General features: G+C 66.2%; 21 protein-coding genes. 9 read left to right on the top strand and 12 right to left on the bottom strand.

The features are described 5' to 3' along the window. Nucleotides 1-132: 132 nt before the first annotated feature. Nucleotides 133-726, bottom strand: coding sequence for a nitroreductase family protein (locus J2T47_RS07160; RefSeq protein WP_253443996.1), 594 nt, complete (start codon nt 724-726; stop codon nt 133-135). Between the two features lie 247 nt (nt 727-973). Here J2T47_RS07160 and J2T47_RS07155 point away from each other — a divergent pair, with 247 nt between their 5' ends. Continuing rightward, entirely contained in the window at nt 974-1,423 is a 450-nt protein-coding gene (locus tag J2T47_RS07155) for a YcgN family cysteine cluster protein (RefSeq protein WP_253443993.1), read from the top strand. 73 nt (nt 1,424-1,496) lie between these two features. Next, nucleotides 1,497-2,126 carry a LysE family translocator gene (locus J2T47_RS07150; RefSeq protein ID WP_253443989.1) on the top strand — a complete coding sequence of 210 codons (630 nt, stop codon included), beginning with the start codon at nt 1,497-1,499 and terminating at the stop codon, nt 2,124-2,126. A 6-nt stretch (nt 2,127-2,132) separates the two neighbouring features. Here J2T47_RS07150 and J2T47_RS07145 read toward each other — a convergent pair whose 3' ends face one another. Continuing rightward, nucleotides 2,133-2,474, bottom strand: coding sequence for a CPCC family cysteine-rich protein (locus J2T47_RS07145; protein WP_253443986.1), 342 nt, complete (start codon nt 2,472-2,474; stop codon nt 2,133-2,135). After that, nucleotides 2,474-4,534 (bottom strand): S9 family peptidase, encoded by a 2,061-nt coding sequence (locus tag J2T47_RS07140; protein ID WP_253443982.1) that lies wholly within the window; start codon nt 4,532-4,534, stop codon nt 2,474-2,476. Before J2T47_RS07140 ends, J2T47_RS07145 begins: the two co-directional genes overlap by 1 nt. A gap of 103 nt (nt 4,535-4,637) precedes the next feature. On the opposite strand from J2T47_RS07140, the gene J2T47_RS07135 reads away from it, so the two are divergent. The 4 genes from J2T47_RS07135 to J2T47_RS07120 all read left to right on the top strand — a co-directional run bounded on the left by J2T47_RS07135 (nt 4,638) and on the right by J2T47_RS07120 (nt 7,011). After that, on the top strand, nt 4,638-5,108 hold the full coding sequence (locus J2T47_RS07135; protein ID WP_253443979.1) for an MFS transporter: 471 nt from the start codon (nt 4,638-4,640) through the stop codon (nt 5,106-5,108). Between the two features lie 64 nt (nt 5,109-5,172). Continuing rightward, on the top strand, nt 5,173-5,619 hold the full coding sequence (locus tag J2T47_RS07130) for an HIT family protein (protein ID WP_253443976.1): 447 nt from the start codon (nt 5,173-5,175) through the stop codon (nt 5,617-5,619). A gap of 3 nt (nt 5,620-5,622) precedes the next feature. After that, nucleotides 5,623-6,396, top strand: a complete 774-nt coding sequence (locus J2T47_RS07125; RefSeq protein ID WP_253443974.1) for a class II glutamine amidotransferase — start codon at nt 5,623-5,625, stop codon at nt 6,394-6,396. 90 nt (nt 6,397-6,486) lie between these two features. Continuing rightward, a complete protein-coding gene (locus J2T47_RS07120; RefSeq protein ID WP_253443972.1) occupies nt 6,487-7,011 on the top strand; it encodes a DUF2937 family protein in 525 nt (174 codons plus the stop codon). A gap of 147 nt (nt 7,012-7,158) precedes the next feature. Here the strand turns inward: J2T47_RS07120 and J2T47_RS07115 are convergent, their stop codons facing one another. The 4 genes from J2T47_RS07115 to J2T47_RS07100 all read right to left on the bottom strand — a co-directional run bounded on the left by J2T47_RS07115 (nt 7,159) and on the right by J2T47_RS07100 (nt 9,936). Continuing rightward, on the bottom strand, nt 7,159-7,425 hold the full coding sequence (locus tag J2T47_RS07115; protein WP_081517936.1) for a DUF2790 domain-containing protein: 267 nt from the start codon (nt 7,423-7,425) through the stop codon (nt 7,159-7,161). A 267-nt stretch (nt 7,426-7,692) separates the two neighbouring features. Next, a complete protein-coding gene (locus J2T47_RS07110) occupies nt 7,693-7,923 on the bottom strand; it encodes a cbb3-type cytochrome c oxidase subunit 3 (protein ID WP_253443970.1) in 231 nt (76 codons plus the stop codon). A 1-nt stretch (nt 7,924) separates the two neighbouring features. After that, nucleotides 7,925-9,352, bottom strand: coding sequence for a cytochrome-c oxidase, cbb3-type subunit I (gene ccoN, locus J2T47_RS07105; protein WP_253443968.1), 1,428 nt, complete (start codon nt 9,350-9,352; stop codon nt 7,925-7,927). A gap of 149 nt (nt 9,353-9,501) precedes the next feature. Continuing rightward, complete coding sequence (locus tag J2T47_RS07100) at nt 9,502-9,936, bottom strand: NUDIX hydrolase (protein ID WP_253443966.1); 435 nt, start codon at nt 9,934-9,936, stop codon at nt 9,502-9,504. A 122-nt stretch (nt 9,937-10,058) separates the two neighbouring features. On the opposite strand from J2T47_RS07100, the gene rluB reads away from it, so the two are divergent. Then, nucleotides 10,059-11,531, top strand: a complete 1,473-nt coding sequence (rluB, locus tag J2T47_RS07095; protein WP_437180961.1) for a 23S rRNA pseudouridine(2605) synthase RluB — start codon at nt 10,059-10,061, stop codon at nt 11,529-11,531. A 207-nt stretch (nt 11,532-11,738) separates the two neighbouring features. On the opposite strand, the gene J2T47_RS07090 is transcribed toward rluB, so the two are convergent. The 5 genes from J2T47_RS07090 to J2T47_RS07070 form a co-directional block, all read right to left on the bottom strand. Further along, the gene (locus tag J2T47_RS07090; protein ID WP_253443964.1) at nt 11,739-12,665 is read right to left on the bottom strand and encodes a GGDEF domain-containing protein; all 927 of its coding nucleotides are present in this window, start codon (nt 12,663-12,665) and stop codon (nt 11,739-11,741) included. 265 nt (nt 12,666-12,930) lie between these two features. Beyond that, a complete protein-coding gene (locus J2T47_RS07085; RefSeq protein ID WP_253443961.1) occupies nt 12,931-13,674 on the bottom strand; it encodes a YciK family oxidoreductase in 744 nt (247 codons plus the stop codon). 58 nt (nt 13,675-13,732) lie between these two features. Then, nucleotides 13,733-14,410, bottom strand: coding sequence for an N-acetylmuramic acid 6-phosphate phosphatase MupP (gene mupP / locus J2T47_RS07080; protein WP_253443957.1), 678 nt, complete (start codon nt 14,408-14,410; stop codon nt 13,733-13,735). Beyond that, on the bottom strand, nt 14,407-15,105 hold the full coding sequence (ubiG, locus tag J2T47_RS07075) for a bifunctional 2-polyprenyl-6-hydroxyphenol methylase/3-demethylubiquinol 3-O-methyltransferase UbiG (protein ID WP_253443954.1): 699 nt from the start codon (nt 15,103-15,105) through the stop codon (nt 14,407-14,409). Before ubiG ends, mupP begins: the two co-directional genes overlap by 4 nt. Nucleotides 15,106-15,452: 347 nt before the next feature. Beyond that, complete coding sequence (locus J2T47_RS07070) at nt 15,453-16,778, bottom strand: TRZ/ATZ family hydrolase (RefSeq protein WP_253443951.1); 1,326 nt, start codon at nt 16,776-16,778, stop codon at nt 15,453-15,455. A gap of 152 nt (nt 16,779-16,930) precedes the next feature. Between J2T47_RS07070 and mtnA the strand changes: the two genes are divergently transcribed. Beyond that, entirely contained in the window at nt 16,931-18,007 is a 1,077-nt protein-coding gene (gene mtnA / locus J2T47_RS07065) for an S-methyl-5-thioribose-1-phosphate isomerase (RefSeq protein WP_253443949.1), read from the top strand. Nucleotides 18,008-18,240: 233 nt separating this feature from the next. Continuing rightward, nucleotides 18,241-21,021 carry a DNA gyrase subunit A gene (gene gyrA, locus J2T47_RS07060; RefSeq protein ID WP_253443946.1) on the top strand — a complete coding sequence of 927 codons (2,781 nt, stop codon included), beginning with the start codon at nt 18,241-18,243 and terminating at the stop codon, nt 21,019-21,021. The last annotated feature ends 1 nt before the right edge of the window (nt 21,022 follow it).

The raw sequence follows: 21,022 nt of genomic DNA, 5'->3' as shown, positions 1-21,022 counted from the left end.
CGCTGCGGACATGAAAAAGGCCCCATCCGGGGCCTTTTTTCTTTGGCTTTCCTGTAGGAGCGAGCTCGCTCGCGAACTGCTCAACTCCGTGCCATGCAGGTTCGCGAGCAAGCTCGCTCCTACAGAGGGCCGTCAGAGCGAGAAATCACCTTCGGCCACGATCTCTGCCAGCGGGCGGCGGGCATTGGGCACTTCGCGGGCCTGCAGGCTTTCGGAAAGGATCGTCTTGTCACCGAGCTTGCCGATGGCGATCACCGCGTGGATTTCATGGTCTGCCGGCACCTTCAGCTCGCTGCGCGCCAGTTCGCGATCGAAGCCGGCCATGCCGTGGGTGTGCCAGCCTGCCAGGCTTGCCTGCAGGGCGAGGAAGCCCCAGGCCGAACCGGTGTCGAAGCTGTGCCACAGCGCGGGCTTTTCCTCGCTGGAGCCGGGCGGGGCGAAGGTGGTCTTGGACAGCACGACGACCAGCGCCGAAGCGTGCTGCGCCCAGCCGCGGTTGAACTCGCCCAGCAGGTTCAGGTAGCGCTGCCAGTTCGGCGTGTCACGCAGGGCGAAGAGAAAGCGCCAGGGCTGCGAATTGAAGGACGACGGCGCCCAGCGCGCGGCTTCGATGAAGCTCAGCAGGGTCTCCTGGGGAATGGTTTCGCCATTGAAGGCGCGGGGCGACCAGCGATTGATGAACTGAGGGTCGATCGGGTGCTCGGAAACGCGAGGGTTGGCGCTCATGGTGGCTCCTTGAAGGGCGTGGAATCTGCCGATGGTGCCGTGGTCGGCCGGGCATCGCGGTGGGATCGGGCGGTTGGCGGGCCTCGCGGCGCTGGCAGAAGGCAGGCGGAGCGGGCCCGTGGGGCGATCAAACTAACCAGCGCCGCACGCTCTGGCAAGCGCTGCGCGGTCAATGGTCGCCTGCGCTTGGCCTGCGCGCACGACGGGCTTAGACTTTGCGCCCCGTGAAATTGCCCCTGACTAAAAAATGGCCGCCAAAGTCGAACCCTTCTGGAAACGCAAGACCCTCGACCAGCTCGATCAGCAAGAGTGGGAATCGCTGTGCGACGGCTGCGGCCTGTGCTGTCTGCAGAAGCTGGAAGACGAGGACGACGGCGCCGTCTATTACACGCGTATCGCCTGCAAGCTGCTGGACCTGAAGACCTGCCGCTGCACCGATTACGCCAACCGCCGCGCCAGCGTGCCGGACTGCATCCAGCTCACCCCGGCCCAGGCCGATGAATTCCGCTGGCTGCCGCCAACCTGCGGCTATCGTCTGGTGTCCGAGGGCAAGGACCTGCCGCTGTGGCATCACCTGGTCTGCGGCGATCCGGACGCGGTGCACCATGAGCGCATCTCGCAGTCCGGGCGCATGCTCGCCGAGGGTTCGGTACCTGAAGACGACTGGGAAGAGCACCTGATCTTCCGCGCCGGCTGATCCCAGCGCCGGCGGGTTCCGTCGGCGGCACACCCCGTGGCATGCTGCGCGTCTTCCGTCCCGGAGCCGCGCCATGCCCAGCCTCGAAAGCCTCAGCCTGTTCTTCATCGCCACCCTCGCGCTCAACCTCACGCCCGGCCCGGACATGCTCTACGTCGCCTCGCGCTCGGCTGCCCAGGGGACGGCGGCGGGGCTGATGTCGACCTTGGGGATCGGCGCCGGCTGCGTGGTGCACATGCTGGCCGCGGCATTCGGGTTGTCGGCGCTGCTGATGATGTCCAGCGTGGCCTTCGGCGTGCTCAAGTGGCTGGGCGCGCTCTACCTGGTCTGGCTCGGTGTGCAGCTGATCCGCGGCGCCTGGCGTGAACAGAAACGCACCGAGCTGGAGCCCGCGCGCCTGAGCCGGGTGTTCCTGCAGGGCATGCTGGTCAATGTGTTCAACCCCAAGGTGGCGCTGTTCTTCCTCGCCTTCCTGCCGCAGTTCGTGCCCGCCGGCAGCCCGAACTTCGTGGTGCAGATCCTCTGCCTCGGCCTGCTGTTCAACCTCGGCGGCTGCCTGGTGAATGCCGTGGTGTCGCTGGTCGCCGGGCGGGTCGGCAACCGCGTGGGCAGCAACCCGACCTGGCGGCGCTGGCAGCAGACGGCCTCGGGCGGGCTGATCGTGGCCATGGGCGTCGGCCTGGCTGTCAGCAGCCGACGCTGAGGGCATTCAGGCCGGCGTGCGCAGCCAGTAGCAGGCTTCCTCGCCGGTCAGCGGCGCCTCGTCATCCGGTAGCTCCACGCGTTTTTCCCACAGCGGGAACCAGCGGTCGTCCTTCACGTCATCGATAGTGACCGGGCGCACCTTGGCGCGGAAGCGCCTTTCGCAGGCGCCCCACTGCACGTAGTTGACCTGCGCCTCGATCAGGCTCACGGCGTTGGCGCCGCCGCGCGCGTCGGGGAAGCAGAGCTGCAGGTGGTCGTCTTCCCAGAAGCAGATCTCGCAGATTTCGTACGACCCCGGAGGGTCGCCGAAACTGAAGTAGCCGCAGCAGGGGCAGGTGTAGAGCATCAGGCGTTGCCTTCGATGCCCAGCACCTTGAACAGGAAGGCGTATTCCAGCGCCACGTCCTTCAGGCCCTGGTAGCGGCCACTCATGCCGCCGTGGCCGGCGCCCAGGTCGGTCTTGAGCAGCAGCAGGTTTTCGTCGGTCTTGCTGACGCGAAGCTTGGCCACCCACTTGGCGGCCTCCCAGTACTGCACGCGGCTGTCGTTGTAGCCGGCCACCACCAGCAGGGCAGGGTAGTCCTGCGCGCTGACGTTCTCGTAGGGTGCATAGGCGCGGATGCGGGCGTAGACCTCAGGCTCTTGCGGGTTGCCCCACTCGTCGTATTCGGTGACGGTCAGCGGCAGGTCGGGGTTGAGCATGCTGTTGAGCACGTCGACGAAGGGCACTTCGGCGATGGCCGCGGCGAACAGCTGCGGGCGCTGGTTGAGCACCGCGCCGATCAGCAGGCCGCCGGCGCTGCCGCCGCTGATCGCCAGCTGTGCCGGAGTGCTGTAGCCGTGGCCCAGCAGGTGTTCGGCGCAGGCGATGAAGTCGCTGAAGGTGTTCTGCTTGTGCTCCAGCTTGCCGGCGCGGTACCAGGCTTCGCCCAGTTCGCCGCCGCCACGCACGTGGGCGATGGCGAAGACGAAGCCGCGCTCCAGCAGGCTCAGGCGGGCATGGGAGAACCAGGGGTCGAGGCTCTCGCCGTAGGCGCCGTAGCCATAGAGGTAGAGCGGCGCCGGCTTGCCGCGGGCGATGTCTTCGAGCACATCGCGGCGGCCGACCAGGCTGATCGGCACCTGCACGCCGTCGGCGGTGTCGGCCCAGAGGCGGCGGCTTTCATAGGCGTCGGCGTCGAACGGACCTTCCACCGGGGTCTGCTTGAGGACCTTCTGTTCGCCGCTGGCGAGGTCCAGCTGGCGGATCTGCGCAGGGCGATTGAGGGCCTCGTAGCGCAGGCGGATCACCGCGCTGTCGAACTCCAGGCTGTCCTGCACGTAGAGGTTGTAGGCGGCGTCCGGCAGGTCGACACGGTGCGCCGGCTGGCCATGCGGGTGAACTTCGACGATCGGCAGGCCGCCTTCGCGCAGGCTCAGGGTCAGGGCGCTGGCGCTCAGGGTCAGGCCTTCGAGCATCACGTCGTCGCGGTGCGCGATCAGTTCGATCCAGTGCGTGCGGGTCGGCTGCGCTTCGCTGGCCTGGTAAAGGGCGAAGTTGATGCCGGTCTGGTTGCTGCGGATCAGCCAGGCCCAGTCGCCGTTCAGACGGCCATGGTCCGGGTAGTACTCGTGGCCTTCCTCGCGCGGCGCCAGGCAGACGAACTCGCCCTCGGGGGTATTGGCGTCCAGCACCCAGGCTTCGCTGGTGGTCTTGCTGTTCAGCAGCAGCACCAGTTGGCGCTCGGAGCTGGCGCGGTAGCAGTTGAGGAAGAAGCGCCCGTCCGGCTCCTCGAAGATCAGCTGCGCGCCGGATTCGCCCAGGCGGTGGCGATAGAGCTTGTGCGGGCGGTGGGTATCGTCCAGCTCGCCGAAGAACAGGGTATGGTTGTCGTTGGCCCAGGTCAGGCTGCCGTCGCAGTCGTCGAAGGGCAGGGTGGTCACGCTGCCGTCAGCTAGTTCCTTCACGTAGAGGGTGTAGATCTCATCGCCGCTGGTATCCAGGCTGTAGGCGAGTTTCGAATGATCCGGACTGATACTGAAGGCGCCGACCGATAGGAAGCCATCGCCAGCCAGCTCGTTCGGGTCCAGCAGCAACTGCTCGGCGCTCTCCTCGACAGTCAGCGAACCATCGGCCGGGCGCGGGCTGCGGTAGTGCCGCGGGTACTCGTCGCCGGCGGTGGTGCGCTGGTAGTAGAGCCAGGGGCCCCAGGGGGTGGGCAGCGACAGGTCGGTCTCGCGGATACGGCCCTTGATTTCCTGGAACAGGGTTTCACGCAGTTTCGTCTGAGGAAGAAGTCTATCTTCCAGGTAGGCATTTTCTGCTTTCAGGTAGTCGAGGACATCCTCGGCGTCGCGGTTTTCCAGCCAGGCGTACGGATCGGCGGCGGCTTCGCGGCGGGCGATGGGGGGCTGGCGGTCGGTCATGGTGGCTCCTGGGCAACGGCATGGATGACGCCCGGCTGCGCACCCATGGGGAAAAGCAGCTATCATACGCACCCCTCTGCCGACACCGCACGTACGCACGCGCATGAACGAACACGATTACACGCTTGCCTGGGGCGCCTATATCGCCGCCGGCCTTGGCCTGACCCTGGTCTGGTTCCTGATGACCGGCTGGATGTGGCGCTGGCTGCGCGAACCCCTGCGGGTGATCGTCATCGTCCTGCTGTTCACCCCGACCCCGGTGGACCCGGCGAACAACCTGTACGCCCCGGCGATCGCCATCACCGCGCTGGACGTGGTGTTCAAGGTCGGCAACAACGCCTGGCGCGCCGTCTCCGACCTTGCCCTGGTGCTGCTCGCCGCGTTCGGCCTGTACCTGCTGTTCGTGCTGATCCGCTGGCCGCTGGAGCGCTCGCTGAAGAAGCGCCGCCAGGACAAGGAAGCGGACGACGAGCCGACCCTGCGCCAACTGATGCAGCCGGAACTGGTGGAAGGCGTGAACTCCCACCCCAGTGAGCGGCACGACAATCGTGCGCGGATCGAACCGCGCCTGTAGACCGACCTTGCGTCCTGCCCCGCACGCGTCCAGCATGAACTGAACGGCCTTTCGAGGAGTTCCCATGGACTGCGTGTTCTGTGCCATCGCGGCCGGTCGCGTGCCGGCCCGTATCCTCTACGAAGACGACCATTTCATCGTGCTGCTGGACATCTATCCGCTGCGTCCCGCACACCTGCTGCTGGTAGCCCGCGAGCACGCGACCTTCCTGCACCAGCTTTCCGAGGAAGCCCAGCAGGACCTGATCCCACTGGCCGAGCGTATGGAGCGCGTGCTGCGTCGTGCCGGCTACGGGCGGGTCGGCATCAACCTGCTGGTGAACGATGGCCCCGCGGCCAACCAGCACGTCGAACATTTTCATCTGCACCTTATCCCGCGTGAGCTGAACGACCTGCCGGCCCTGCTGCTGCGCGTGCTCACGCGGTTCCTGCCGCTGGGGCGGAAAAGGATGCAGAATCGCCTGGAACGCGAGCTGCATCAGCTGCGCGAGGCACTGATGGAGGAGAACTGATTCATGTGCGAGTTGCTCGGCATGAGCGCCAACGTTCCGACGGACATCGTCTTCAGCTTCACCGGGCTGATGCAGCGCGGCGGCGGCACCGGCCCGCACCGCGACGGCTGGGGCATCGCATTCTATGAAGGGCGCGGTGTGCGGCTGTTCCAGGACCCATCCGCAAGCGTCGACTCGGAAGTCGCGCGGCTGGTGCAACGCTACCCGATCAAGAGCGAAGCAGTGATCGGCCACATCCGCCAGGCCAACGTCGGCAAGGTCTGCCTGGCCAACACCCACCCTTTCGTGCGCGAAATGGGCGGGCGCTACTGGACCTTCGCCCACAACGGCCAGCTCGCCGACTTCCATCCCGAGCCCGGTCTCTACCGCGCGGTGGGCGACACCGACAGCGAAGCGGCCTTCTGCGACCTGCTCAACCGCGTGCGCCGCGCCTTCCCCGAGCCCGTGCCAGTGGAGGTGCTGCTGCCCACCCTGGTCACTGCCTGCGCCTCCTACCGCGAGAAGGGCGTGTTCAACTGCCTGCTCAGTGACGGCGACTGGCTGTTCACCTTCTGCAGCACCAAGCTGGCCTGGATCACCCGCCGCGCGCCATTCGGCCCGGCACGCCTGCGTGACGCCGACGTCACGGTGGACTTCCAGTCGGAAACCACGCCCAACGACGTGGTGACGGTGATCGCCACCGAGCCGCTGACCGACAACGAAAACTGGACCCGGATGCAGGGCGGCGAATGGATGCTCTGGTGGCGTGGCGAGATCGTCACCCAGGGCCGCATCTGATCGGGACGTGAAGCATTCCCGGCATGCCGGTGCGGCAAACGGGAGAATCCGGCGTTGCCTTGCACATCCATAAGAACGAAGGGGAAAAGAATGCTGCGCAGCTACGTACGCATGGTGCTGTTTGCGCTGGGGCTGATGGTCGCGGTCCAGGTGCCGGGCTTCATCAAGGATTACGCGCAACGCGTCGATGCCCATCGCATCGAGGCCGCCCAGGCGCTGCAGGGCTTCAAGGACACATCGGGGCAGTTCTTCAAGGGCGACCTGAGTGCCCTGGTGGCGCATTACCGTGGTAGTGCCGACCCGGTCTTCCAGCGCGACGCCGACAACATCGAACGCCTGATGCGCCGTGCCCAGCTGTTCGAGAACGAATGGCAGGCCCTGCAGGGCACCTGGTACCAGCGCGCGCTGCACATGGTGGCGGCGCCGAACCATGAATTGTTGCAGGAAACCTACCAGAACTACCGCTATCAGGTGGTGCTGGAGCCCGAGGCCATTGGCTGGGCGCTGGCCGGAGGCCTGCTGCTGGCGTGGGTCGCCGAGGTGCTGATGGCTTCGGTGGCGGCGCTGGTCGGCCTGGGAGACAACCGTCGCGCTTCGCGGAGGCACTGGAACTGAGTATCCACCTGCAGGAACGGGCGCTTTTGGGAAAAGCGTCAGGTGGGCTCCTGCAGGGTAACCGAGAACTCAGGGTCGCCCCCCGACCGCCACCACAGGCTCGCGGGGTTGGGCCAAGACGGCCGGGAGGCGATGTGCGGTGAGCGCTCAGCCCTGGCTGGTGCTGCCGCCCCATTCCAGGAAGCGGACCTTGTGGGTCTCGCCGTTGTGATCCTGGTAGACCATGTAGGCTGGCACGATGCCGACCTTGCCGGAGTTGTCGGTACGGTGCAGAACCTTGTCGACGTCCAGGGACATGCCGTAGTGGTATTCGGTGACCGGCAGTTCGGCGCCGGGGTTCTTGATTGCGTCCTGGGCAAAAGCCATTGGGGCGAGGCTGGAGATGACAGCCGACACGACAGAGGCAAGCTTCATTCTTTATTCCCTCGATAAAACGCTCGGTGAGGGCCCGCTGGGGCCCTGAATGGGTTTGAAAGCCCCACCGGGGAGCACTGGCATCGATGATGTCTGTCCTGGGGTCCAGACAGGACAGGGGACGATGCTGCAGGCGTCCATCAGGTGGCGGGGCACGGGAGAGATATTCCTCCTCGGGCTGCCCGCCGGGAAATTGATGTGCTTGCTAATGAAAATTGATGGAGGTGATGCGGCGCTCTGTCGCAGGCCTGCGCTCAGGACGGCACGCTAGGGCTGCCAGTCGCGCCAGTGCTCGCAATCACCCTGGCAGCGACCGGGGCAGGCACAGCCGGTGCGGCTGCGCCCCGTGGCTTTTTCCATGCGCCGGGCGACCTCGTCGTCATCGGCGAAGGGCAGCATGCTGGCCTCCTCGATGCCGCGCTCGCGGTGCGCCCGCAGGCACCAGCCGACGCCGACGTACAGCGCCAGCAGCGCGCCCAGCCCGAGCCAGAGTGTCATCTCAGGCCATCCGCTCGGCGACGCGCATCGCCTCCGGGCGCGCCTGGCGCACGGTCATCCAGGTGTTCCAGGCCATCAGCAGCATGCCGCCGAGGAACAGCATGCCGCCGCTCATGCGCACCACGAAGCCGGGGTGGCTGGCCTGCAGCGCTTCGACGAAGGAATAGGTGAGCGTGCCGTCGGCGTTCACCGCCCGCCACATCAGGCCCTGGGTGATGCCATTGACCCACATCGAGGCGATGTAGAGCACCGTGCCGATGGTGGCCAGCCAGAAGTGTGCGTTGATCAGACCGATGCTGTGCATCTGTTCGCGACCGAAGACCTTGGGAATCAGGTGGTAGAGCGAGCCGATGGAAATCATCGCCACCCAGCCCAGTGCGCCAGCATGGACGTGGCCGATGGTCCAGTCAGTGTAGTGAGACAGGGCGTTGACGGTCTTGATCGCCATCATCGGACCTTCGAAAGTCGACATGCCGTAGAACGCCAGCGACACCACCAGGAAGCGCAGGATCGGGTCGGTGCGCAACTTATGCCAGGCGCCGGACAGCGTCATCATGCCGTTGATCATGCCGCCCCAGCTCGGAGCCAGCAGGATCAGCGACATCACCATGCCGAGCGACTGCGCCCAGTCGGGCAGGGCGGTGTAGTGCAGGTGGTGCGGGCCGGCCCAGATATACAGGGTGATCAGCGCCCAGAAGTGGACGATGGACAGCCGGTACGAATACACCGGGCGCCCGGCCTGCTTGGGCACGAAGTAATACATCATCCCGAGGAAGCCGGTGGTGAGGAAGAAGCCTACCGCGTTGTGCCCGTACCACCACTGCACCATGGCATCGGTGGCGCCGGAGTACACCGGGTAGGACTTGAACCAGTCCACCGGAATGGCCAGGTGGTTGACGATGTGCAGCATCGCCGTGACCAGGATGAAGGCGGCGAAGAACCAGTTGCCCACATAGATGTGCGGGGTCTTGCGCTTCAACAGCGTGCCGAAGAACACCACCGCGTAGGCGACCCAGACGATGGCCATCCACACGGCGCCGGTGAATTCGATCTCGGCGTATTCCTTGGTGGTGGTGTAGCCCAGCGGCAGGCTGATCATCATGGTCACGATCAGCGCCTGCCAGCCCCAGAAGGTGAAGGCGGCGAGGCTATCGGAAAACAGTCGCGTCTGGCAGGTGCGCTGCACCGTGTAGTAGCTGGTGGCGAACAGCGCACAGCCGCCGAAGGCGAAGATCACCAGGCTGGTGTGCAACGGGCGCAGGCGCCCGAAACTGGTCCAGGGCAGGTCCAGGTTCAGTTGCGGCCAGACCAGTTGGGAGGCGATCAGCACCCCCATGGCCATGCCGACCACGCCCCACACCACCGTCATGATGGCGAACTGGCGGACCACCTTGTAGTTGTACGCCTGCTCCGTGCTTCTCGTGTTCATGCTCGATTCCCGCTTGTGACAGAACGTCCGGGCGCCATGGACTGCAAATCCGGCGCGCTTCGGTGAGCGGGCAATCTAGGAAAATGCGCGAGCAGGAAACAGATTCAGATAGGCCGTGCAAATACGGATCAGCGGCCTGCAGCGCGGAATCAGGCGATGTCCAGGCGACCTGCGAGGAAATGCCGCAGGCGTTCCTGCAGGTAGTCCACGGCCTCGTCATGGGCGAGGTATTCGCTGACCCGCATCAGGCGCCAGTACTGGCCTTCGTCGCCGAAGCGGATGGCCTCGAACTCGGCCTGTTCCAGGCGCGCCACCAGGAACCACGCCCAGGGCGCCGGACCGTGGGTGGCGGGGTAGCGACGTTGCCATTCGATGCGCTGTTCGTCCAGGCGCAGGGCGAACTCTTCCTCCAGTTCGCGCAGCGCGCATTGGGCCGGGGTTTCGCCACCTTCGCGGCCGCCGCCGGGGAAATCCCAGCAGCCGGGGTAGGGGATACCGGCCTTGTCGTCGCGCTTGTAGACCACCAGTTGGCCGGCATGGAACAGCGCGAGTTTGGCGCCGGTAAAGTCGTCTTCTGGCTGCATGGCTTCATTCCCCCTGTAACTCGACTAGTCTTTCCCGACTGCGGACGGTGCTTTGCTGCCCGCGAGCGCGTATGATGCGCGACCTTTTTTATTCGTTGCATGCCACACCGGGAGGTGCCCAGATGACCGACACGCACGAAAACCTTGAAGAACTTACCCCAGCCCCGGCCGGCGAGAAACTGCAGAAAGTCCTCGCGCGCATGGGCGTCGGCTCGCGCCGCGACGTCGAGGCCTGGATCGAAGAAGGCCGCGTCAAGGTCAATGGCGCCGTGGCCACCCTTGGCCAGCGCGTGGGCGACCGCGACGCCATCGCCGTCGATGACCGCCTGCTCAAGCGCGAGAAGATCGAAGAGCACGTCCGTCGCGTGCTGATCTACAACAAGCCCGAAGGCGAAGTCTGCACCCGCGACGATCCGGAAGGCCGACCGACCGTGTTCGACCGCCTGCCGCGCCTGCGCAGCGGCCGCTGGATCAACGTCGGCCGCCTGGACATCAACACCACCGGCCTGCTGATGTTCACCACCGACGGTGAGCTGGCCAACCGCCTGATGCACCCGTCCTACGAGATGGACCGCGAGTACGCCGTGCGCGTGCGCGGTGAAGTCGACGAAGAGATGATCGAACGCCTGAAAGCCGGCGTGATGCTCGAAGACGGGCCGGCCAAGTTCAGCGACATCCAGGAAGCTCCGGGTGGCGAAGGCTTCAACCACTGGTACCACGTGGTGGTGATGGAAGGCCGTAACCGCGAAGTCCGCCGCCTGTGGGAATCCCAGGGCGTGGTGGTCAGCCGCCTGAAGCGCGTGCGTTTCGGACCGGTGTTCCTGACCTCCGAGCTGACCATGGGTCGCTACCGCGAGATGGGTCAGCGCGAGCTGGACATCCTCAGCGAGGAAGTCGGCCTGACGCCGATCGCCCTGCCGGCGGTCTCCACCAAGACCAAGGAGAAGGTCGAGCGCCAGGAGCGCAAGCTCGGCAAAAAGCTGGCGCCCAGCGAGCGTCCGGGCCGTGGCTCGCGTACCCGCACCGAGCGTGCCGAAGGCGAACGTCCGCAGCGTGCTCCGCGTCCGGCGGCTGGTGAGCGCCCGGCTCGTGGTCCGCGCGATTCCGACGAGCGTCCGGCCCGCGCCCCGCGTGGTGACGCCGCTGACAGCCGCGCTCCGCGCCAGTCCCGTGAGGGTGCTGGTGAGCGTCCGGCGCGCGCCCCGCGTGGCGACTCCGCCGACAGCCGCGCCCCGCGCAAGCCGCGTGACGCAGGTGGTGATCGTCCAGCCCGTGCTCCGCGTGATGCGGGCGATCGTCCGGCCCGTGGCCCGCGCAGCGACGCCGGCGAAGGCCGCGCTCCGCGCAAACCGCGTGACGCCGGTGGTGATCGTCCTGCTCGCGCTCCGCGTGACGCTGGTGATCGTCCCACCCGTGGCCCGCGCAGCGATGCCGGCGAAAGCCGTGCTCCGCGCAAGGCGCCGAGCGACCGTCCGGCTCGCGAGAAAGGCGCCCCGCTGGCCGAGCGTCCCGGCAAGCCGGTCGCCCGCAAGCCGATCGCCAAGCGTCGTCCGCAAGCTGCCGGTGACGGCATGCGTCCGGGTTTCAAGCGCTAAGCGACTGCGGTAAATGAAAAAGGGCTCCTCGGAGCCCTTTTTTATTGCCTGCGATTTGCCGGTATAGGGCTTTGGGTAGGAGCGAGCTTGCTCGCGAACCCGCTTGACGCCAGGGCAGCCGGGAAATCCGTTCGCGAGCAAGCTCGCTCCTACAGGGACTGTGCTCGCCGGCGAGAAGGGCGGGGAACTGGAGCGGCAGCCGCTGAATCAGCTGGCGCAGGCCAGCCGGTTGCGCCCGTCGCGCTTGGCTTCGTAGAGGGCGCTGTCGGCACGACGCAGCAGGTCGTCCACTGACTCGCCGCCACTGAGCGTTGCGCAGCCCAGGCTGATCGACAGCGGCAAGCGCTTGCCGCCGGCGGCCAGGTTCAGCTCCTCCACGGCAGCGCGAAGCCGTTCGCCCACCTGCACGGCGGAGACGCCAGGGGTGTTGGAGAGCAGGACGAGGAATTCCTCGCCGCCGAAGCGGAACACCATGTCGACGTTGCGCAGGCTGTTCTTCAGCGCCGTGGCCACGGCGCGCAAGGCGTCGTCGCCGACGCTGTGGCCGTGCTCGTCGTTGATCTGCTTGAAGTGGTCCAGGTCGAGCATGAGGATCGACAGCGGCAGCAGGTGCCGCCGCGCTACCTCGACCTCGCGGCCCAGGGTCTGGTCCATGGCGATGCGGTTGCCGGTGCCCGTCAGCGCATCGCGCAGCGCCGACTGCACGGCGGCACGGTAGAGCAGGGCGTTGCGCAGCGGGTAGAGCAGGCAGGCCATCAGCGATTCAAGCTGCGCCAGCTCGGCCTCGGCGAAGCGCCGGGCGCGGCGGAAACTGATTTCGCCGAGGTATTCGCTGGCGTGGGTCAGGCGGTAGTCGGCGCTGTTCCTGGCCGCGTCGCCGAACTCCAGGCGCAGGTCGGCGCCGGCATGGGCGTAGGCCATGTACTCCACTGGCAGCATCTGCTGGATCTCGCGGAAGAACACCGCCAGGATGCGCTCGGCCTCCAGGCTCACCTGCAGTTGCAGGTTCAGCTGCTGGCGCAGTTCCAGCAGGTCCAGTGGACGCCGCGAAAGGGGGCGGGTGTCTTGGCTGGCGGCGCGCTGGAGCTTGGCAGCATCGAAATCGATGGTGTTGGACTGCTTGGGAGGAACCATGGCGGTGACCATTTTTACGGCGTTTGCGAAGGACAGAGCGATTTCCGTGCCAGGGCGCGGAAAGGCCTGAAAAGACGCCGTATTGACCGACCGATGGCGGGCAGGGTTCCCGAGGGGGGAAGGTTTCGCCAGAAGTCTGGCGAAATAGTGGCACTTTGCCGGGTGGTGGCTTGGGGTGGAGCCGGAAAATTGGCGGAAAGCGGCGTCGTTGCTGGGCTGCAGGCCGACGCCGCTGGTACGTCAGTGCCGGGTTGTCAGGGCGATATCAGTCCTGGGCGTTGAAGGCCTGGCCGTTTACGCCCTGGCTGTCCGGGCCCATGAGGTAGAGGTAGACCGGCATGATCTCTTCCGGCGCCGGATTGTTGTAGGCGTTCTCGCCTGGGTAGGCGTGGGCGCGCATGGCGGTCCGGGTGGCGCCGGGGTTGACGCTGTTGGCGCGAACGCTGGTGATGTCTTCGCACTCGTCCGCCAGTACCTGCATCAGGCCCTCGGTGGCGAACTTCGACACCGCGTAGGCGCCCCAGTAGGCGCGGCCCTTGCGGCCGACGCTGCTGGAGGTGAAGACCACCGAGGCGTCCTCGGAGAGCTTGAGCAGCGGCAGCAGCGTGTGGGTGAGGCTGAACATGGCGTTGACATTCACCTGCATGACGCGGGTGAAGTTGTCGGTGGAGATCTGCTCGATGGGCGAGCGCAGGCCAAGAATCGAGGCGTTGTGCAGCAGGCCGTCGAGCTTGCCGAACTCCTTCTCGATCATCGCTGCCAGCTCGTCGTACTGGTGCGGCAGAGTGGTTTCCAGGTTCAGCGGGATCACCACCGGCTCCGGATGGCCCGCAGCGACGATCAGGTCATAGACCTCGTTGAGGAAGTCCTCGGTCTTGCCCAGCAGCAGCACGGTGGCGCCGTGGGCGGCGTAGGTCAGCGCAGCGGCCCGGCCGATGCCACGACCGGCGCCGGTGACCAGGATCACGCGGCCCTTGAGCAGGTCGGGGCGGGCGGAATAGTCGAACATGGTTTCTCCTTGGCGGAGCCCGTCAGTGCGACGGGCGACGGGCTCGCGGGGATAGGGCTCAGCAGGAGCAGAGTGCGCGATCGAGAACGGCGAGCAGCTCGCGGGGAGCATCGACGATCACGTCGGCGCCCCAGTGCGCGGGGTTGTCGTCCGGGTGGATATAGCCGTAGCGCACGGCGGCGGTCTTGGTCCCGGCGGCGCGGCCCGACTCGATGTCGCGCAGGTCGTCACCGATGAACAGCACTTCGGACGGATCGACCTTCAGCTGGCTGCAGGCCAGCAGGAGCATTTCCGGGTCCGGCTTGCTCCTGGTCACATGGTCCGGGCAGACCAGCACGGCGGAACGTTCGGCCAGGCCCAGCTGCTCCATGATCGGCGCGGCGAAGCGCACCGGCTTGTTGGTCACCACGCCCCAGATCAGGCGCGAACGCTCGATGCTCTCCAGCAGTTCAGCCATGCCGTCGTACGGGCGGGTGAAGACGGCGCAATGCTCCTGGTAGCGGTCGAGGAACTCCTGGCGCAGGGCCTCGAAGCCGGGGGCTTCGGGGTCCATGTCGAAGGTCGCGGCAACCATGGCGCGGGCGCCGCCGGAGACCACGTCCTGGATGCGCTGGTCATCGATTGGCGCGCGGCCGTGGGCCTTGAGCATCGCCTGGCACACGGCGATGAAATCCGGCGCGGTGTCCAGCAGGGTGCCGTCCATGTCGAAGAGAACCGCTCTGAGCATGCGATTCACTCCTCGCGCAGGGTCTGGATCATGTAGTTGACGTCGACATCGTTGGCCAGCTTGTAGTGCTTGGTCAGCGGGTTGTAGGTCAGGCCGATGATGTCCTTGACCGCCAGGCCCGCGTCGCGCGACCAGGCGCCCAGCTCGGAGGGGCGGATGAACTTCTTGAAGTCGTGGGTGCCGCGCGGCAGCAGGCGCATCACGTATTCGGCGCCGACGATGGCGAACAGGTAGGCCTTCGGGTTGCGGTTGATGGTGGAGAAGAACACCTGGCCGCCGGGCTTGACCATCCTGTAGCAGGCACGGATGACCGAGGCCGGGTCCGGCACGTGCTCGAGCATCTCCAGGCAGGTCACCACGTCGAACTGCTCGGGCATCTCCTCGGCCAGGTCTTCGGCGGTGATGCGGCGGTATTCCACCGGCACGCCGGACTCCAGCTGGTGCAGCTGGGCGACCGCCAGGGGCGCTTCGCCCATGTCGATGCCGGTAACGGTGGCGCCGCGCTGGGCCATGGCTTCGCTGAGGATGCCGCCGCCGCAGCCGACGTCGAGCACCTTCTTGCCGGCGAGGCTGACGCGCTCGTCGATCCAGTTGACCCGCAGCGGGTTGATGTCGTGCAGGGGCTTGAACTCGCTTTCGCGGTCCCACCAGCGGTGGGCGAGGGCCTCGAATTTGGCGATCTCGGCGTGGTCGACGTTGCTCATGGTGTCCCTATTGATCAAAAAGCTGGAAACGAAGGCTGACTATGATGCCAGCTTCGTTCACTGGATGGGGCGCGGCATGACAGATTGTCGCAGCGTGGGCTTGTCTGCCGGGGGTGTGGCGCTCGGTCGTTGGTTGTGAAACTGGCGTGGTCGGCGTGACGTAGGGGCATCGGCGTTGGGCGTCGCCCTCTCCCTGAAGGGAGAGGGGACCGGATCGGCGTGGCTTTTGCTGCTGGAGCTTCGCTTGATGCCGTGGTGTACGGAAGCGCAGAACCTTCAGGGTAATCGGACGGCTCCCTCTCCCTTCAGGGAGAGGGCTGGGGAGAGGGGCTCCTCCCGACCGGCTCTCAAGTCCCGGCAATCTTCCTACCCCACTCGCCAGCGACGGCGATCAGGCGCTCTTCGTCCAGGCGGGTGAGCTTGCCGTCTTCCAGCAACTGCTTGCCGCCGACCCAGACGTGGCGCACGCAGTCTCGGCCGCTGGCGTAGATGACCTGCGAAACCGGCTCGTACACCGGCTGCTGGGCCAGCCCTGACAGGTCGAACGCGGTGATGTCGGCGGACTTGCCCAGCTCCAGGCTGCCGGTCTCCTGTTCCATGCCCAGCGCGCGGGCGCCGTTCAGGGTGGCCATGCGCAGGGCGCGGTGGGCATCCAGCGCGGTGGCCTGGCCGGCCACGGCCTTGGCCAGCAGGGCGGCGGTGCGGGTTTCGCCGAGCAGGTCCAGATCATTGTTGCTGGCGGCGCCGTCGGTGCCGATGGCAACGTTGACGCCGGCCTGCCACAGCCGTTCCACCGGGCAGAAGCCGCTGGCCAGCTTGAGGTTGGATTCCGGGCAGTGCACCACCGAGCTGTTGGTTTCCACCAGCATGGCCAGGTCCTCGTCGTTCACCTGGGTCATGTGCACGGCCTGGAAGCGCGGGCCGAGCAGGCCGAGGCGATGCAGGCGGGCCAGCGGCCGTTCGGCGTGCTTCTCCAGCGCCTGCTGGACCTCGAAGGCGGTCTCGTGGACGTGCATATGGATGCCGGCGTCCAGTTCCTCGGCGAGCATCAGGATGGTTTCCAGCTTGTCGTCGCTGACCGTGTAGGGTGCGTGCGGGCCGAAGGCGACCTTGATGCGCGGGTGATGCTTGAGGTCGTCGCGCAGCGCCAGGCCCTGGCGGATCGCCTCGTCGGCGTCGCGGGCGCCGGGGATCGGGAAGTCCAGCACTGGCACGCTGATCTGCGCGCGCACACCGGCCTTGTGCACCGCCTCGCAGGCGACCGGGGGGAAGAAGTACATGTCCGAGAAACAGGTGATGCCGCCCTTGAGCTGCTCGGCAATGGCCAGTTCGGTGCCGTCACGGACGAAGTCCTCGCTGACCCACTTGGTTTCCGCCGGCCAGATGTGCTCCTGCAGCCAGGTCATCAGCGCCAGGTCATCCGCCAGGCCGCGGAACAGGCTCATCGCCGCGTGGCCATGGGCGTTGATCAGGCCGGGGGCGAGCAGCATGCCCGGCAGCTCGCGGGTTTCCGCCGCCGTGTAGCGCAGCGCCTCGGTGCGCGGGGCGAGGAGGGCGATGCGGCCGTCGCGAATGCCCAGGCCATGGCCCTGCAGGACAATGCCGGCGGGCTCGACAGGGACGATCCAGGTGGGGAAGAGCAGCAGGTCGAGCGGGGCTTTTTCGGTCGGCATGAAGCGCATCCTGGGCGCGTGGATAAAGGCGCCGAGTATAGCCGAGCAGCGGGGCTTCAGGCTGGGTATACTCCGCCGTTTCCCGGTGTTTCCGGGGTGATTTCCGTGGTGCCGGAGCGGCCTGCGATTCCATTGAAATGAAGAGGTGTTCCATGCGTGAGCGACTGTTGGCGGCCGAACGGGTCACGGCCATTGATTGGCGCAAGGGCACACTCCGTCTGCTGGACCAGCGCCTGCTGCCGCTGGAGGAAACCTGGCTGTCCTACGAGACCGCTGAAGGCGTAGCTGACGCCATCCGCCAGATGGTCGTGCGCGGCGCGCCGGCCATCGGCATCGCTGCCGCCTATGGCCTGGTGCTGGGCCTGCGTGCCCGCGTAGCTGTCGGTGGCGACTGGCGCGCGGCGCTGGAGGAAGACTTCACCGTGCTGGCCGAGTCGCGTCCGACCGCGGTCAACCTGTTCTGGGCGCTGAACCGCATGCGCGACCGCCTGGAGCGCCTGAAACCGGGCGAGGACCCGCTGCCGCTGCTGGAAGCCGAGGCCATGGCGATCCATGAAAGCGACCGTGAGGCGAACCTGACCATGGCCCAGCTGGGTGTGGACCTGATCCGCAAGCACCACGGCGGCCCGCAGAAGATCCTCACCCACTGCAATACCGGCGCCCTGGCCACCGGCGGTTTCGGTACCGCGCTGGGTGTGCTGCGCGCGGCGCACCTGGAAGGGCTGATCGAGCGTGTCTACGCCGACGAGACCCGGCCCTGGCTGCAGGGCGCCCGGCTGACCGCCTGGGAACTGGCCAACGAAGGCGTGCCGGTCACCCTGAACGTGGACGCGGCCGCCGCGCACCTGATGAAGACCGAGAGCATCACCTGGGTCATCGTCGGCGCCGACCGCATCACCGCCAACGGCGACGTCGCCAACAAGATCGGCACCTACCAGCTGGCGGTTACCGCCATGCACCACGGTGTGCGCTTCATGGTGGTGGCGCCCAGTTCGACCATCGACATGGGGCTGGAAAGCGGCGAGGACATCCCGATCGAGGAGCGTGACGGTCGCGAACTCCTGGAAATCGGCGGCAAACGTGTCGCTGCTGACGTCGAAGCCTTCAATCCGGTGTTCGATGTGACTCCGGCGGACCTGATCGATGCCATCGTGACCGAGCGCGGCGTCGTCGAGCGTCCGGACACCGAGCGGATGGCCCAGTTGATGAGCCGCAAGCGCCTGCACTGACGGGGCCTGCGGCAATTCATCGAGGGGCTTGGCCGAGGGTAGGGTTTGACCCTGGCTTGTGGTAAGCTCCGACGGTTCTTGATGGGGCATTTTTTCGGCCCCCACAGCATCGCGGATCAACGGCCAAGTCGTTGATTTGTAGAGAGTCGGTGGCGCTTTGATGGCGCACCGCGCTCCGCCGGGCTCAGGACGGGCTTGGCGGAGTCCCATTTGAAAAAGGAACCAGGCTTCTCATGGGCGAACTGGCCAAAGAAATCCTCCCGGTCAACATCGAAGACGAACTCCGACAGTCCTACCTCGATTACGCCATGAGCGTGATCGTCGGTCGTGCCCTGCCCGATGCGCGCGACGGCTTGAAGCCCGTGCATCGCCGCGTCCTGTACGCCATGAGCGAACTGGGCAACGACTGGAACAAGCCCTACAAGAAGTCCGCCCGTGTGGTCGGCGACGTGATCGGTAAGTACCACCCGCACGGCGACACCGCGGTGTACGACACCATCGTCCGCATGGCCCAGCCGTTTTCGCTGCGCTACATGCTGGTCGACGGCCAGGGCAACTTCGGTTCGGTGGACGGCGACAACGCCGCGGCCATGCGATACACCGAAGTGCGCATGTCCAAACTCGCCCATGAGCTGCTGGCGGACCTGGACAAGGAAACCGTCGACTGGGTGCCCAACTACGACGGCACCGAGCAGATCCCGGCGGTCATGCCGACCAAGATCCCGAACCTGCTGGTCAACGGTTCCAGCGGCATTGCCGTGGGCATGGCGACCAACATTCCGCCGCACAACCTCACCGAGGTGATCGACGGCTGTCTGGCGCTGATGGACAACCCCGAGCTGTCCATCGATGACCTGATGCAGTACATCCCCGGTCCGGACTTCCCGACCGCAGGCATCATCAACGGCCGTGCGGGCATCATCGAGGCCTATCGCACCGGTCGTGGCCGCGTCTATATCCGTGCCCGCGCCACCATCGAGGACATGGAGAAGGGCGGCAACCGCCAGCAGATCATCATCACCGAGCTGCCCTACCAGCTGAACAAGGCCCGCCTGATCGAGAAGATCGCCGAGCTGGTGAAAGAGAAGAAGATCGAAGGCATCACCGAGCTGCGCGACGAGTCCGACAAGGATGGCATGCGCGTGGTCATCGAGCTGCGCCGCGGCGAAGTGGGCGAGGTCGTGCTGAACAACCTCTACGCCCAGACCCAGCTGCAGAGCGTCTTCGGTATCAACGTGGTAGCCCTGGTCGATGGCCAGCCGCGCACGATGAACCTCAAGGACATGCTCGAGGTGTTCATCCGTCACCGCCGTGAAGTGGTGACCCGCCGCACCGTCTACGAGCTGCGCAAGGCCCGCGAGCGCGGCCACATCCTCGAAGGTCAGGCCGTTGCCCTGTCGAACATCGACCCGGTGATCGAACTGATCAAGACCTCGCCGACCCCGGCCGAGGCCAAGGAACGCCTGATCGCCACCGGCTGGGAATCCAGCGCCGTGGAAGCGATGGTCGAGCGCGCCGGCGCCGATGCCTGCCGTCCGGAAGACCTGGACCCGCAGTACGGCCTGCGTGACGGCAAGTACTTCCTGTCGCCGGAACAGGCCCAGGCCATCCTGGAACTGCGCCTGCACCGCCTGACCGGCCTGGAGCACGAGAAGCTCCTGTCCGAGTACCAGGAAATCCTCACCCTGATCGGCGAACTGATCCGCATCCTGACCAGCCCCGAGCGCCTGATGGAAGTCATCCGCGAGGAGCTGGAGAAGGTCAAGGCCGAGTTCGGCGACGCCCGCCGCACCGAGATCGTCGCGTCGCAGATGGACCTGACCATCGCCGACCTGATCACCGAAGAAGAGCGCGTGGTGACCATCTCCCACGGCGGCTATGCCAAGTCCCAGCCGCTGGCCGCCTACGAGGCGCAGCGTCGTGGTGGCAAGGGCAAGTCGGCCAGTGGCGTGAAGGACGAGGACTACATCGAACACCTGCTGGTCGCCAACAGCCACGCCACCCTGCTGCTGTTCTCCAGCAAGGGCAAGGTCTACTGGCTGCGCACCTTCGAGATCCCGGAAGCCTCGCGTACCGCCCGTGGTCGTCCGCTGGTGAACCTGCTGCCGCTGGACGAAGGCGAGCGCATCACCGCGATGCTGCAGATCGACCTGGAAGCCGTGCGCGCCCAGTTCGCCGGCGACGAGAACGATGACGACGACGTGGTCGCCGAGCAGGTCGCCGAAGTGGTGGAAGCCGAAGAGGCCGAAGAAGGCGACGACGCCGATTTCAGCCAGGACGAGCCGACCGGCGCGTACATCTTCATGGCCACCATGAAAGGCACCGTGAAGAAGACCCCGCTGATCCAGTTCACCAAGCCGCGCTCCAACGGCCTGATCGCCCTGAAACTGGAAGAGGGTGACTCGCTGATCGCCGCCGCCATCACCGACGGCTCGAAGGACGTGATGATGTTCTCCGACGCCGGCAAGGTGATCCGCTTCAAGGAAAGCAAGGTGCGCATCATGGGCCGTAACGCCCGTGGCGTGCGCGGCATGCGCCTGGCCGAGGGCCAGCGCATCATTTCCATGCTGATCCCCGAGTGCCGCGAAGCGCAGATCCTCAGCGCCTCCGAGCGTGGCTACGGCAAGCGCACCCCGCTGGCCGACTACCCGCGTCGCGGTCGTGGTGGCCAGGGCGTGATCGCCATGGTGATCAACGAGCGTAACGGCAACCTGGTCGGCGCCGTACAGGTGCTGGACGGCGAGGAAATCATGCTGATTTCCGACCAGGGCACCCTGGTGCGTACCCGTGTCGACGAAGTCCGCGGCGCTGGCCGTAACACCCAGGGCGTGATCCTCATCAAGCTGGCCGCCGACGAGACCGTCGTGGGCCTGGAGCGGGTGCAGGAGCCGACCGTGGTGGAAGGCGAAGACGACGTCATCGACGGCGAGATCGTCGAAGGCGAAGTGTCCGACGAGAACCAAGAAGCAGGCGAAGCTGCGGCTGAAGAAGCCCCGCAGGCCAGCGAAGACTGAT

The sequence above is a fragment of the Pseudomonas nitroreducens genome (assembly GCF_024170165.1).
Taxonomy (GTDB): domain Bacteria; phylum Pseudomonadota; class Gammaproteobacteria; order Pseudomonadales; family Pseudomonadaceae; genus Pseudomonas; species Pseudomonas nitroreducens_C.
This window is presented reverse-complemented; position numbering and strand designations above follow the sequence as displayed.